The sequence below is a fragment of the Neobacillus phoenicis genome, from assembly GCF_047302305.1.
Classification (GTDB): Bacteria; Bacillota; Bacilli; order Bacillales; family Cytobacillaceae; genus Neobacillus.
The window spans coordinates 4665103-4679343 of the sequence record NZ_CP154847.1; the positions used below are offsets into that span (position 1 = coordinate 4665103).

A 14241-nucleotide genomic window follows, 5' to 3' on the forward strand; every position below is an offset into this window, starting at 1 on the left:
AAAAGTATGTTTTCTTCTACGACTTAAGTCGGAAAGAATAGAGGCTGACATTGTAAGTAACGGGTTCCAATTCAATGTAAAGGTATTTTGGATATCGGGAGATTGGCTATTTACTTTTGATGAAGGACAAAAACCTAAAGGAAAATAAATAAAATTGTCCTTCATCACACCGATGAAGGACAAAACCTGAGAAAATTTCATAAAATTGTCTTTCATAACACCGATGAAGGACAAAACCTGTGGAAATTTCCTAAAAATTGTCCTTCATCACACCGATGAAGGACAAAACCTGTGGAAATTTCCTAAAAATTGTCCTTCATCACACCGAAACCTGAGAAAATTTCACAAAATTGTCCTTCATAACTTCGATGAAGGACAAATCTCTTCTTTCATTTGAAAATACTTCTATGAGCCAGCCTCTAATATTATGCTATTGGATATTGCTGTGCGAATGGATGGATGACAATTTCATCAATTAACATATGTTTTGGTGCAGACGCCATGTAAACAACTGCGTTTGCTATATCTTCGACTTTTAACCAATCTTTTTTCTCTGGCAAACCTTGGGTAGATTCCGCAAAGTATGTATCCACCATACCAGGATTAATGGTTCCAACTCGTATTCCATATTCCCGAACTTCCTGGGCAACTGATCCTGAGAAACCTTGTACAGCATATTTCGTTGCTGTATAGGCAGCTCCATTAGGAATCGTATAACGAGCAACGTCAGATGAAATCGTAATAATGGTTCCGGCCCTTCTTTCCTTCATATGTGGAAGGACAGCCTTTGTCGCTAAGAACACCCCTTGAACATTTACCTCAAATACCTTTTTCCATTCTTCAAGAGTAACTTCCTCTGTTAATTTAAAGAAGCCCATACCTGCGTTATTTACTAGTAGATCAACCGATCCGTAGACTTCAATTGTCTTGTTGACTACATTCTCCATATCCTCTTCTTTCGAGACATCGGCTTGGACAGGAGTAATATCTGAAAAGCCCATTTCCTTTAATTCCTCTGCTGTTTTTAGAATTTGGGAAGAGCTTCCAACAATAGTTAATTTCATTCCTTGTTCAGCTAGTTTTACGGCAATTTCCCTGCCAATTCCACGCGATGCACCGGTTATAATAGCAATTTGATTTTGTAGCATGATTATTTCTTCCTTTCGTGATGAGTTTCATCGTTGTTTTTTACTCTTAACGTTCTTGAATCATTTTCATTTTTCTTTCCACTACATCCATAAAGTCTTTTTCCACTGCTTGGAGTTTCAGCTTACTATCCTCCAGTCGATCACTGTTTACACCAAAGTAGAATTTAACCTTTGGTTCAGTGCCTGATGGTCTTAAGCAAATCCAAGTACCGTCATCAAAGGTATATTTTAGCACATTAGATTTAGGTAGTTGAATCTTTTCTTCTTTCTTATTAGTTAACCGAATACCAGTTAAATAATCCTCCGTTGAGGCGGTCTTTAAGGAACCTAGATTAGTTAATGGCTCCTGTCGGAAGGAGGCTAGTAGACTTTGAATCATTTCTGCTCCTTCTTTCCCCTTTAATGTTAACGAACGAAGGCCTTCCTGATAAAAACCGTATTTTTCAAACACCTGCATCATTCCATCATAGAGGGACAAGCCTTGTTTTTTATAAAAGGCACAAACCTCTGTGGCTAAGAGCGCAGCCTGAATGGCGTCCTTATCACGGGCAAAGTCGCCGATAAGGTACCCATAGGACTCTTCATAACCAAATAAGAAGCTATGGTCACCTGTTTCTTCATACTCTTTTATTTTCTCAGCAATAAACTTGAAACCTGTTAAAACGTCAATCGTTTCAAGGCCATACGCCGTGGTAATTCTTCTTCCTAACTCAGAGGTAACAATCGTTTTTAAAACTACACCATTTTGTGGCAATGTACCTTTTTCTGTTTTCTGAGATAGGAGATAATCAAGCAATAATGCCCCTGTTTGATTTCCCGTCAGAACGACATACTCACCTTCTTCATTACGTACCGCGATTCCAAGACGGTCTGCATCTGGATCGGTTGCAATTAGTAGGTCAGCTCCCACTTTAAAACCATCGCGAATAGCTAATTGGAAAGCAGCATGTTCTTCTGGATTAGGACTTTTCACTGTAGAAAATTCGGCGTCAGGAAGCTCCTGTTCCTTTACAACTATTACATTTTTATACCCTAATGCAGAGAGTGCAGAGCGAACCGGCTTATTGGCTGTTCCGTGTAATGGGGTAAAAACCACTTTAACCTCGGCTTCTTCTGAGAGATTGGGATTCTCAGAAATCGTTTTGAGCTTTTCTATATAAGCTTGGTCTATTTCTGAACCGATTGTTTTAATTAATCCAGCTGCTCTTAATTGATCTTCACCGTAGACTTCGATCAATAGTTCGTTTTCTATTTCATTGACCTTTGAAATGACCTGATCAGCACGATTGGGTGGAAGCTGACCACCATCTGCCCCATACACTTTGTACCCATTATACTCCGGTGGATTATGGCTGGCAGTTATGACAATACCAGAAAAGGCATGTAGGTACCTTAAAGCAAAGGAAAGTTCCGGGGTCGGTCTTAATTCATCAAATATATAGGTTTGAATTCCTTTAGTTGCCAGTGTTTTGGCAGCCTCCAAGGCAAATTCAGGAGACTTATGACGTGAATCATAAGCAATAACCACTCCTCTTTGTTTCGCTTCTAATCCTTGTTCCTCTATGTATGCAGCTAAACCTGCTGATGCTTTACGAACTGTATAGATGTTCATTCGATTTGTACCAGCACCAATCTCACCGCGCATTCCGCCTGTTCCAAATTCTAAATTCTTATAAAAAGCCTCTTCAAGTTGTTTTTCATCATTCTTCCACTCTTCTAGTTGAGCTTGTAATTCAGCATCTAAGCCATCGAACTCCATCCAGCTTTTTGCCACTGTTTTCCAGTCCATTTGTTCCCCTCCTTCATCTATTTACTATTGTTTCTAAGTCATCGCTTGATACTCCTTTAAAAATCACTCGAAATAAGCCGACAAATTTTGCGAAAAAGAAAAAAAAGCCTGATTTCCATCAGGCTTAATTCGTTCGTACCTATATTATTAATTCATTATCCGCTTTTGTGTAAATACTAAGCATTGTTTGTCTCATGCTCTTCACACTGAGAAATTGTTCGAAATCAAAAGGAAAGGATAATCCAAATTCCTCAAGAGTAGCTACATTCTTATCGTATAGTGCAGCATATTGTTCATCCAGTGGAGAAGATTCAAGAATGGAAATTAATGTTTGTATACATGTCATTACCTGAAAAGCATCTTTTAATGTGCTAAAATCTTCAGTAGGACGTAAAATTCCTAATTGTTCAAATTGACAAATCTCTTCGTCACTAAAATAGAGGGGAAAAATATTAGAGTAAATGTACCTCACCAGTTCATTGATTTCTTCTTCTTGACTTGGTGTCGAGGCAAAAACAATTTTCACTTATAACCCACCTTTGCCATCGCTATATTCTATCGTCTTTTATAAAATAAGAATAACATAATTTACGAGGATAATCGGTGGTAATTGTAACCACATAGAAAAGCGGATGCGCCTTGGTCAGCCCCGACAGGCAAATGTTCTTCGGCAAGAAAAGTCCGTATTTTGACTTTTATTGCCGAAGGTTATTTGACCCGAGGGGCTAGGCGCTGAAGCTAGACACATAGAAAAGCGGAAGCGCCTTGGTCAGCGCCGAAATAAGGAGATATATATGCTTAAAACAATGCGTAAGGGTGAATGGTTTCATATCGTTGTCCCTAATGAATGGCAAGGAAAAACACCAGAAGAGGTTTTCCGTCAAATTTGGGAAGCTCCTAAGAAATTAACTCATAGCTTTAGAATGGAGAATTCGGTGCTTTTAGATGGTAGCCGGATCAATTGGACTTTACCATTACATGCTGGTAACGTATTACAACTTAAACTGTTTGTTGAAGAACCGCTTACTGTTATCCCTCAATTCCATGATATTGACGTACTCTATGAGGATGACCATTTACTGGTAGTAAATAAGCCCCCATTTATGAATACTCACCCAAATGATATTTCGACCGACCACACTACACTGATTAATGCTCTTGCTTTTTACTTACAGTCAAAGGGTGAAGATAGAAATATCCGTCAAATCCATCGGTTAGATCGTGATACTTCAGGGGCAATTTTGTTTGCCAAGCACGCCTTGGCAGGAGCAATTTTAGACAAGATGCTTGAAAAAAGGGAAATAAAGAGAACATATATAGCTGCTGTTCACGGTCTGGTAAGACCAAAAAAAGGACGAATTAATAAGGCAATTGGCCGGGATCGCCACCATGCGACGCGAAGAAGAGTGTCCGATTCTGGACAGGAAGCTATTACTAATTATCAGGTACTAGCAGAGGATAAAAATAAACAATTTTCGATTGTAAGATGCTGGCTTGAAACTGGGAGAACCCATCAAATAAGAGTCCATTTAAGCCATTTAGGTCACCCTTTAATCGGTGATACACTTTATGGTGGCGGGGAAATGGTGAATCGGCAGGCACTGCATGCCGCGAAGCTTGAATTCCATCATCCTCTAACCCAGGAATTAATTACATGCCATGCCCCTATTCCAGATTTACAAAACCTGTTTCAATCCATCGATATTTACTCGTTGTAGTTCAAAAAATAATAAGAAGAAAAGCCTCCCAATTTAGGAGGCTTTTCTAGATCCAGGTATTTTTTGTATTAATCGGCTTTTCTGAAAGCTCTCATTACAAAGCTTAAAAGAAGAACTAACACTGCAGCTCCAATTATTGCGGGAATTATAGCAAAGTCAGCTACATGCGGACCCCAGTTTCCTAAAATTGCTGTCCCAATCCATGCACCAACAAAACCAGCAATAATGTTACCTATAATTCCACCAGGGATATTTCTTCCAACAATAAGCCCAGCTAACCAACCAATCACTCCGCCTACAATTAATGCCCAAATAAAGCTCACTTTAGAACACTCCTTTTTAGTATTCATCATTTCACTTATTTATTAGCATTTCCCACTTCTCAGGCAGTAGTGGAAAGTTAATTCTTGCTGCCTGTACTAATAAAGTACCCATTTTTATTTTTTATACTCCTCGAAGAACAAAACAAAAATAAAATAAACAAACTTTATACATAAATTATTAAACCTAGGCAAAAGTAAAAAAGAACTTTATTCAGCAAAACTTAGTTATCAGAAAATTCTAATGTTAAGTTTTTGTAAATTTCGTAAAGATGGTTTCTTTTTTCGACATATTTCATATAAAATATCATAGGGTTGTACATATTTAATTTAATGGGGGTCATCCACATGGCATTAAAGAAAACTGATAAGTTCTCAGTATTACTTAGCAAAATTTCCGCTAACTTAAAAGAAAGTACAAATTTCTTTACAGAATACAAATTAAAAAACGTAAGTGACTTGAAAATCTTCTCTGAGAAAATGAAGGAATTAGAAACTAAGGGTGACTCTTTTGTACATGAAGTCATTAAAGAACTGAATGATGCCTTCATTACTCCAATCGAACGCGAAGACATCCTACACCTTGCTATGAGTATGGATGATGTCCTTGACGGTCTTGAAGGATGTGCGGCACTATTTGAAATGTATTCAATTACAAATGCTGATAACTTCATGATTCAATTCGTAGATGCCATTCAAGGAAGTGTCCATGAAATTGATAAAGCTGTAGAATTACTTTCCAATAAAAAACTAGCTCAAATTCGTGAACATGCAATCAAAATTAAGGATTTTGAATCAAAATGCGATAATATCCTGCGTCAGTCTATTAAGAATTTATTCACTGTTGAAAAAGATCCTATTCGTATTATTCAATATAAAGAAATTTATGAAGAACTTGAGGATATCGCGGACTTCTGTCAAACGGTTGCTAATACTTTAGAAACCATCATTATGAAAAATGCATAAGGAGCAAAAATATGAGCCTTGTTTTAATTTTAACCATATTAATCGTTATTGGCGCTCTTGCATTTGATTTTATTAATGGTTTCCATGATACTGCAAATGCGATTGCTACCTCTGTTTCAACAAAAGCATTAAAACCACGCCAAGCTATCTTGTTGGCTGCCGTAATGAACTTTGTAGGTGCCCTTACATTTACGGGTGTTGCAAAAACAGTTTCTAAGGATATTGTTGATCCATTCATGTTGCACAATGGTTCTGTTGTTATTCTCGCGGCATTACTTTCAGCTATTTTTTGGAACTTACTTACTTGGTATTTTGGAATCCCAAGTAGTTCTTCCCACGCAATTATTGGTTCAATTGCTGGTGCAGCAATTGCAGCAGAAGGCTTTAATGTCTTAAACTATACTGGGTTTATAAAAATCTTAGAAGCACTTATCATTTCACCGTTATTAGCTTTTGTGATTGGTTATATCATTTATAGTATTTTTAAGGTTGCATTTAAAAACTTTAACTTAACGAAAACCAATCGAAATTTCCGATATATTCAAATTGCCACTGCGGCATTACAATCTTATTCACACGGGACAAACGATGCTCAGAAATCAATGGGTATCATCACTCTCGCTTTAATTGCCAACAACTATCTGAATCCAGAAGCAGGAATCCCATTCTGGGTTCAATTATCCTGCGCCATTGCAATGGGATTAGGTACTTCTATTGGTGGATGGAAAATTATTAAAACGGTTGGCGGTAAAATCATGAAAATCCGTCCAATTAACGGTGTTGCAGCAGATTTAACTGGAGCAGCGGTAATTTTTGGTGCTACTTTTGTCCACTTACCTGTAAGTACTACACATGTTATTTCTTCAGGGATTTTAGGGGTTGGTTCTGCTCACCGCCTAAAAGGAGTTAAGTGGGATACTGCACAGCGTATGCTGATTACTTGGGTCATTACCCTTCCTATTACTGCACTTATAGCAGGAATCAGTTATTTTATTCTAAATTTATTCTTTTAAGATTGAAAAGCGGCTGAAATCTTTCAGCTGCTTTATTTATTGTTTCTACTTCTAAATGATGAACTCCCACATATTTTAAATGTAAAAGGACAAGTTTGGGGCTGATCTAATATATGAAACAAAAAATCGCTGCCATGCTACTTGGGAGTTTATTACTAAGCCTTGGAGTAAATGGCTTCTTAGTTCCATACCAACTCTTAGATGGTGGTGTCATCGGGTTAGGGTTAATTATTCACTACTTTTATGGCTGGCCAACTGGACTGAGTATCATTTTATTAAGTTTACCTCTCTATGTCCTTGCGTGGTTTTTCGAGAGACGTTATTTTTTTTATAGCCTCCATGGGTTAATTATTTCATCCTTTTGTATCGATTTATTTTCTTTTATTAATGGAAAGATTCATCTTGATATACTGCCAAGCACAGTTATAGGCGGGATTCTCGTTGGAATAGGTATTGGCCTTATGCTTCGTTATGAAACAAGTACAGGAGGTACAGATTTATTAGCTCAAATATTAACTAAATTCACTTCAATCAATATCGGTATTATTATTTTTTTAATTGATGGTCTAGTTATTACAAGCGGCATTCAAGTCGTTGGACTAGAAAAATTTTTCTACTCCCTTCTTACCATCCTATGTGTTGGCTTAATGACAACTGTTACGGTTTCTCGAAGACCCGAAACAAATTAACCTACTTTACCTCAGGAAAGAGGCTGGCTCCATTGTTTGGAGCCAGCCTCTTTTCACTGCAAATTACTACTTGACCGTCTATTTTTGAAGTTTGGGAATACAACAATAAAAGTGCTTCCTTTTCCTAGTTGGGATTGAACAGTTATTTCACCACCATGAGCAAGTACAATCTCTTGGGCGATGGCTAAACCTAAACCAGTCCCCCCAATTTTCCTTCTATCCGAGTTATCCACGCGATAAAATTTTGAAAATAACTGGTCAATTGAATCTTCTGGAATGCCCAATCCGTTATCCCTTACGGCAATTTTTAATTTCCTATCACTTTTAAAGACTTGAACTTTTATATTCCCGCCTTCTGGAGAATATTTGATAGCATTATTTATTAAATTAGTAAAAACTTGAATGATCTTTGTCTGGTCACCCCGTATGACGGGATGGGCTACAAAAGCTTCAAGCGTAATATCATGGTATGTGGTTGTCATTTGCTGAACCTCAATTACATTCTCAAGGAGCGGTACGATTTCAATATATCTTTTCTCATACGATTGTTTACCTGACTCCAAACGCTGCAGGTCGAGGAAATCGTTGATTAAGGCAGTGAGTCGCTTGGCCTCATTAAAAATAGTGCTTAGATATTTTTCTTTCCTCTCTGGTTTTAATTCACGATGCAGCATTAATTCGGAAAAACCTAGAATACTTGCTAATGGGGTACGTAATTCATGGCTAACCGTGTTAACCAATTCTGATTTCATTTTCACAAGTGAATCTAATTCCTTATTTCTTGCAATCAATACCTGCTCATTTTCTTGAACCTTTTCAACCATTTTTTGAAAGGCATATGATAATGCACCAATTTCATCCTCACGATTCAAATAGGTAGGTATGACCGCATCTTTTCCATCAGCAATATCATTTGCAGCAAAGGTAAGTTGGGTTAAAGGCTGTCCTACCTGCTTTAACATTAATCGAATAATCCTTAACAATAACAACAGAATGAAAAATATAAATAAAACAAAACCAATTTGAATATATGTTTTAATTCTTATTAGTTTTTGATAGAGAGTCTCACTCTCTTGATCGATATCATGCAAATAAGCAGTCATCAACTGTCTGAATTGAATAACTCTCGCTGTTCCTTGTTTATTTGCTATGTTTGCCACTTCTTCTTTATTTCCCGTTTCATATTCGTGAATGACTTTGGGAAGCGTGTCTTTAAAATAATATTGTGTAAAATCATGAATAGTAGCAAGTAGTTGTCGATCTTGCTTAGTTGTTGCATGTTTAGTTAGTTCAATGACCTGACTCTTTATTTTAGGCTCTTGTGCCAGTGCATTATCTCTCAAAGTTGGATTATCATAGGCAATATACCCTCGAATATCGAATAATGCTTGATTAAAATAATCATTTACTTCCACTGCAATTTTCTGTTTTGCTTTTAGTTCATCACGCTTTGTAATATAGGAGTTATTTAAAAAGTTTTGTGTTGCCAATAATAGCGTTGAACCGATAACAAAACAAACAAGAAAGAGTCTTGTGAGTGTGACGAATCTTTTTACTAAACTTCTTTTAAAGACTTTACTTTTCATTAAAGATTTCCTCAACCATTTGCAAAAGCTGACTTGGGATAAATGGTTTTGTCATGTAATAATCAGCGCCTGCTTCAAACACCTTCTCTTGTTCGAATTGCTGACTTTTTGCAGATAACATCAAAATTTTTGTATCGGTATGTTCAATCACCGGCTTAATCTTCTGAATGACTTCGAGACCCGTTAAAAAAGGCATCATATAATCCAATATAATTAGATCGTATGAATTCCGTTCAATGAATTCTAAAGCCTCTAGACCATCTTCTGCTTCATCTACTTGATAATCCTTTTCCTCGAACGTATCAATAATCAGCATTCTTAATATTTCTTCATCTTCAGCTAATAAGATTCTTTTCACTTCAAACCATCCTTTATGTCTGTCTTAAGGAACGTGTCTGCCATGATTTGATAGGATTTCTTCAACCGTTCAAAATAGAGAGGTGAATCCCATGGCTTCCAACTATACAAATAACTATCTTTTTGACGGACAAGATTTCCATTTGCTTTCGGATATGTTTGTTGAATTTTCTCTTCTTTTGTTGTTACAATGGCTGCTCTAATTCCTTTTGTTTCTACACTACCGGTTAACCCTTGTTTCCAAAAATCCCCCATTACTTCTCTTAAGCTTGGATCTTTAAAGTTTAATAGCTGCCAAGGAATACGCAACTCAATATTTTTGTTATTACTACTAATACTAACATCCGTTAATGAATCAAACTTTTTATTTGTAGGGTTAGCATTTCCAAAGCGTAGTACACCTGTTTCATAACTCTGAAATGGAATAACCGTATTCGTTGTGGGAATGGTTAACTTCTTGTTTAACGCCAAACGAATAGGATGAAAGATGCCATTTTCCTTCTTGTTAGCATAAGGCTCTTTTGGAACCATATGTAAAAGTGCAGCATACTTAAAGTAGAATGTGTCATAATAGCTATCTACCATTACACGTGAATCATTAGGTCCTAAAATTTTAACTAAAAAATCAATTCCATAGTCTGAATGGATCTTGGAATCCTTCGTTAACGAAATAGTAGACTGGCCTTGGTTATCTATTGTATCTAATAACAAATAAATTCCATCCTGTTGAAAGTCCACTGGCTGATTATACTTTAATTGAAAATAAACATAGCCACTGTTAGTGGTCATACGTACTTCACTTAAAGAGTCCTCCCTGTTGCTTGAATGATAAATAGGTTTAACACCTGCTAAGTCCCAATCATGGGTTTCACCATCAACAATAATCTCTGTTTCCTTCTTCCCAGGTTCAAAGCCAAGTAATCCAAAGTGCTGTTCATTGGTTTGTTGGTTATCCCAGTAAGGCCTGCGATCCGGATTATCAAAATCCATGGTATTCCACGTTCGCTTAAACCACTCATCCTGCCAGGTAAAGACAAGACCGCCCGCATAACCTTCACTTACAATGGACTGATATAACTGGCGATCAATCTTTCCTTGGTCTTCTTCTGAATGAAATCCTTGATTCATTCCATTTGTATTCTTGTGTGTTAAGCCTCTGGAGGAGGGCACCCCGAACTCTGCTACTAATACCGGCATGTTATGGGCTTCACGCAGTTCATGTAAATATCCTGCATAATTGCTTTTCTTCCCACTTGAATCAACATAGCTGAAATATTTCGGTTCATAGTTAAGAAAGTCAGGATAATATGGATAAATATGATAGGAAGCAAACAATCCTGCATGAAAATTATTCGTTGCTACAATATGATTGGGATTGATTGAAACCATATCTTCTGTCTCAAGCGGCTCACTCGGATGACTCAACATGTCTGTCGTTACCCAGTTGGTAAAACTAAGAGAGTGCTGCCATTGATAGTGCTTTGACTCATAATCTGAAGAATAATCAAGTAACCCTGCAAGCCATATTTCAAAAGGATTGCCTTTTTCCGTTTTGAAGTATTTTCCACTGTATTGTCCAATAGCAGCATGCTTTGCATTTGTATTGGTTACCATGGAAGGGTCCCACTCGGTTCCTATAATCATTCCAAGTACATATTTAGAAATATCATATTTATAAACGCCCGAGGCATGTCCTGGACGGGACGGCAATTCAGCGTTTCCATGAATAATATCAATCATATTTTTAATTTCTAATCTTGCATCCTCAACGTTCTCGTTTGCAAATGCATCTTGAGTACGAATCAGACTTTCCTCATTCACCCATGTTCCATGCATGATATACAGCGGTTTTTTTGCCATCAGGTTGTATTCGTAAAAGGCTTCATAAAACTGAGGGGGATGGATGGTATACACCCTGATTGCATTCGCATTCATCGCACCTATTTCTTTAAACCAGCGGAAGTATTCCTCTTTTGTAATGGCTGTTTCCCCAGGGAAATACCCTGGCTTACCAATCCCCATATTGACCCCTTTAATCAAGAAATCCTGCCATTTTCCATCTTTTTGTATTTGAATATAGGAATCTCCTGTTTTTGAATTAAAACTTATTCCGTCTTGTTTAACCAATGATACTTTTTCTTGCGTGCTAACTTGATGTAAGCCATTTTGAAGAATATCCTTCATCAATGGCACATAGGTTCTCCAGTAGAAGGAATCCCTTGCCCCAATCGTTCTTTTCCAAGTATCAAAGCCCTTTGTTTGATAAATTTCTGGAACCTCTGCTTCATCAGCATAATCCCCGGAAAAATAATAAGACGAATATCTAGCATTTTTGTGATAAATGACAGCAGGGAACGTGGAAGGTATACCGTAACCTTGTAACTGCTTTTTGGCTTCCTTTGTTACTGGAAGGCTGTAATTGGCTAATACTTCGGTATGATTTTTCGGGCTTATAATATCAAACCAATACTGATAAGTGCCTTTCAAATTACTTGTGAAATGTTTTTTCCCATTTTTCGTCAAACTAAAGAGAAGACCATCATCCTTAATCTCTTCTTTACTAATAACCACAATAAAATTACTTTTACTTACAAAAACAAATCCTTCTCCACTAAATGTCCATTTCTTGTTTTGTTCTTTATAATGTGTTTTCACCCATTCAGGAACTTCTGACCCGCTAAGTTCTGAAAAATAACGGCCAATCCATCCTGACCATTCTACGTTTAATAAATTGGAGATTTTGTCCTTAGCCTGCTCTGATGTTGGACTAGCAAATGTATTAAACTCTGCTATTAATGTTTTACCTTTAGAACTTAATAGTGCCCTTTCAATTTGATTGATTTCGCTTGATGTTAATCCTCCATAGATTTTTTCTGATTTTTCACCTGAAGGATTTTGAGCAAAAAAATCTTTCTCATATACTCCATATTGGTCGGTTAAATAAAATACATCATATGGGTTTAAGTTTTTCGGTAAAGAGGAGATTGAATATTTCTGATCTTTTTTTGGTTCGAACCCTTTGTAATCAGTAGCCTTTGAATACGGTTGAAGTCCGTTTTTAAAGTATTTCGCATTATTTAAAATCCAGACTAACCCCTTATGCTCCCGATACGATTGGTTGGGAACTGTTTTATCTAAAATTAGTACATTTAACTTGTTTGGGGGCTGAATCTTCCATAGCCAAAAGGGGCTAGTTATAATAATGATCAATGCTATGGTATAGATGATAAGATACGTTTGTTTTTTCATTCTGAAACACCTTTTCTTTTCATTTCTCCCCAGCTTTTATCACCTATCACCATCTGCCATATTCCTTCACATCTCCAAAGTACGGTTAGTGGCCGATACCATAGCGTCTCTGTTAGAGAATATAGAAAAAGCTTGATTATATCTGACACTTTCGGGTATTTTGTTAAACTCCACTCTTCTAATAAAACGGCAGCCATTGAAAAAATGGATCCGTATAAACAAGATAAAAGAAATAGTAAAATAGAATATTCAATGTAGATTCCCCCGAGGAATATACATAAAATCATAAAAATATAGCCGGATAATTCCACAATCGGCCCAAAAAACTCAACAATCCAAAAGTACGGAAAAGCTAGGAACCCTATTGAACCATATTTAGGATTAAAGGTTAATTTTCTATGTGTCCATAGGCTCTCAAATAACCCTCTGTGCCAGCGTCGTCTCTGTCTCCGTAAATAGGTAAAGTCTTCTGGAACCTCAGTCCAACAAACAGGGTCAGGGACATATACAATTTTCTTTTTTTGCCCTTTCTCCTTTAAAAGACGATGCATTCGTACAACTAATTCCATATCTTCACCAACATTATCCACCCGGTACCCACCCGCAGCAATCACCCAATGCTTTGAAAAAACACCAAATGCACCTGAAATGATTAAAAGAAGATTATGCCTACTTAAACCTATTCTGCCCATTAGAAATGCACGTAAATATTCAATGATTTGCATCACCACTAGAGGCTTGTCAGATAGCCCAATTTTATGAATATGACCATTTTGAATTTGGCAGCCATTTGCTATTCTCACGCTTCCACCTGAAGCAATGACCTCTTCATTTGAATCAATAATAGGCTTCATAACCTTTAAGAAGGCATCTTGTTCCAAAACAGAATCACCATCTAGTGAGCAAAAGTAGGGATAATGAGAAAAATTCAAACCTACGTTTAAGGCATCTGCCTTTCCTCCGTTTTCCTTATCAACAAGAAAAAGATTCGAAAGGATATCAGATTGGTATATTCTTTTAATCGGTTTCGAGTCCACTTGTTTTCTAATGACTTTTTTTATTTCCTTCATTTCATAATGCTCAATCATCTTTTCAAGTGTGTGATCGGTAGACCCGTCATTTACAACAATGATTTCATAGGTTGGATAATTAACACTTAATAAAGACCGAACGCTCTGGATAATCCCTGCCTGTTCATTATAAGCCGGGACTATAATGGATACGGGCTTCGTATAAAATTCATCCATATAATCTTCGTAGGCCTGTACTCTGTCCAGCTGGTATTCCTTCCTTAGTTGAAATAAAGAAATAACCAAAATGGCTGTGTAAAAAACAATAACGATTACCATATAAACGGCTATAAACCAAGCAAAAACCGCTACAATATCTCCCCAATGAAAAATCAT

The 14241-nt window shown here is 36.9% G+C and carries 12 protein-coding genes; 4 read left to right on the forward strand and 8 right to left on the reverse strand.

The window, feature by feature from the left end:
- Positions 1-425: 425 nt before the first annotated feature.
- From AA0X95_RS23885 to AA0X95_RS23895, 3 genes are all read right to left on the reverse strand, one after another.
- Positions 426-1148, reverse strand: coding sequence for an SDR family oxidoreductase (locus tag AA0X95_RS23885; RefSeq protein WP_413302418.1), 723 nt, complete (start codon positions 1146-1148; stop codon positions 426-428).
- Positions 1149-1194: 46 nt separating this feature from the next.
- A complete protein-coding gene (locus AA0X95_RS23890; protein WP_413302421.1) occupies positions 1195-2937 on the reverse strand; it encodes a phospho-sugar mutase in 1743 nt (580 codons plus the stop codon).
- Positions 2938-3076: 139 nt separating this feature from the next.
- Positions 3077-3463, reverse strand: a complete 387-nt coding sequence (locus tag AA0X95_RS23895; protein ID WP_413302424.1) for a YhcU family protein — start codon at positions 3461-3463, stop codon at positions 3077-3079.
- Between the two features lie 268 nt (positions 3464-3731).
- On the opposite strand from AA0X95_RS23895, the gene AA0X95_RS23900 reads away from it, so the two are divergent.
- Positions 3732-4655: an RluA family pseudouridine synthase gene (locus AA0X95_RS23900; RefSeq protein ID WP_413302426.1), complete on the forward strand. Its 924-nt coding sequence runs from the start codon at positions 3732-3734 to the stop codon at positions 4653-4655.
- A 68-nt stretch (positions 4656-4723) separates the two neighbouring features.
- On the opposite strand, the gene AA0X95_RS23905 is transcribed toward AA0X95_RS23900, so the two are convergent.
- Positions 4724-4978 (reverse strand): GlsB/YeaQ/YmgE family stress response membrane protein, encoded by a 255-nt coding sequence (locus AA0X95_RS23905; protein ID WP_413302429.1) that lies wholly within the window; start codon positions 4976-4978, stop codon positions 4724-4726.
- A 345-nt stretch (positions 4979-5323) separates the two neighbouring features.
- Between AA0X95_RS23905 and AA0X95_RS23910 the strand changes: the two genes are divergently transcribed.
- The 3 genes from AA0X95_RS23910 (at position 5324) to AA0X95_RS23920 (ending at position 7643) form a co-directional block, all read left to right on the forward strand.
- The gene (locus AA0X95_RS23910; protein WP_413302432.1) at positions 5324-5941 is read left to right on the forward strand and encodes a DUF47 domain-containing protein; all 618 of its coding nucleotides are present in this window, start codon (positions 5324-5326) and stop codon (positions 5939-5941) included.
- Positions 5942-5952: 11 nt separating this feature from the next.
- Positions 5953-6954 carry an inorganic phosphate transporter gene (locus AA0X95_RS23915; protein ID WP_413302435.1) on the forward strand — a complete coding sequence of 334 codons (1002 nt, stop codon included), beginning with the start codon at positions 5953-5955 and terminating at the stop codon, positions 6952-6954.
- Between the two features lie 113 nt (positions 6955-7067).
- Entirely contained in the window at positions 7068-7643 is a 576-nt protein-coding gene (locus AA0X95_RS23920) for a YitT family protein (RefSeq protein ID WP_413302438.1), read from the forward strand.
- 53 nt (positions 7644-7696) lie between these two features.
- On the opposite strand, the gene AA0X95_RS23925 is transcribed toward AA0X95_RS23920, so the two are convergent.
- Genes AA0X95_RS23925 through AA0X95_RS23940 form a run of 4 tightly spaced genes read right to left on the reverse strand, consistent with a single transcriptional unit; the run spans position 7697 to position 14241 of the window.
- A complete protein-coding gene (locus tag AA0X95_RS23925) occupies positions 7697-9229 on the reverse strand; it encodes a sensor histidine kinase (RefSeq protein ID WP_413302440.1) in 1533 nt (510 codons plus the stop codon).
- Positions 9219-9587 carry a response regulator transcription factor gene (locus AA0X95_RS23930; protein ID WP_413302442.1) on the reverse strand — a complete coding sequence of 123 codons (369 nt, stop codon included), beginning with the start codon at positions 9585-9587 and terminating at the stop codon, positions 9219-9221. The genes AA0X95_RS23925 and AA0X95_RS23930 overlap by 11 nt, the downstream gene beginning before the upstream one ends.
- Positions 9584-12835 (reverse strand): hypothetical protein, encoded by a 3252-nt coding sequence (locus tag AA0X95_RS23935; protein WP_413302444.1) that lies wholly within the window; start codon positions 12833-12835, stop codon positions 9584-9586. The genes AA0X95_RS23930 and AA0X95_RS23935 overlap by 4 nt, the downstream gene beginning before the upstream one ends.
- Complete coding sequence (locus AA0X95_RS23940) at positions 12832-14241, reverse strand: glycosyltransferase family 2 protein (RefSeq protein WP_413302447.1); 1410 nt, start codon at positions 14239-14241, stop codon at positions 12832-12834. Before AA0X95_RS23940 ends, AA0X95_RS23935 begins: the two co-directional genes overlap by 4 nt.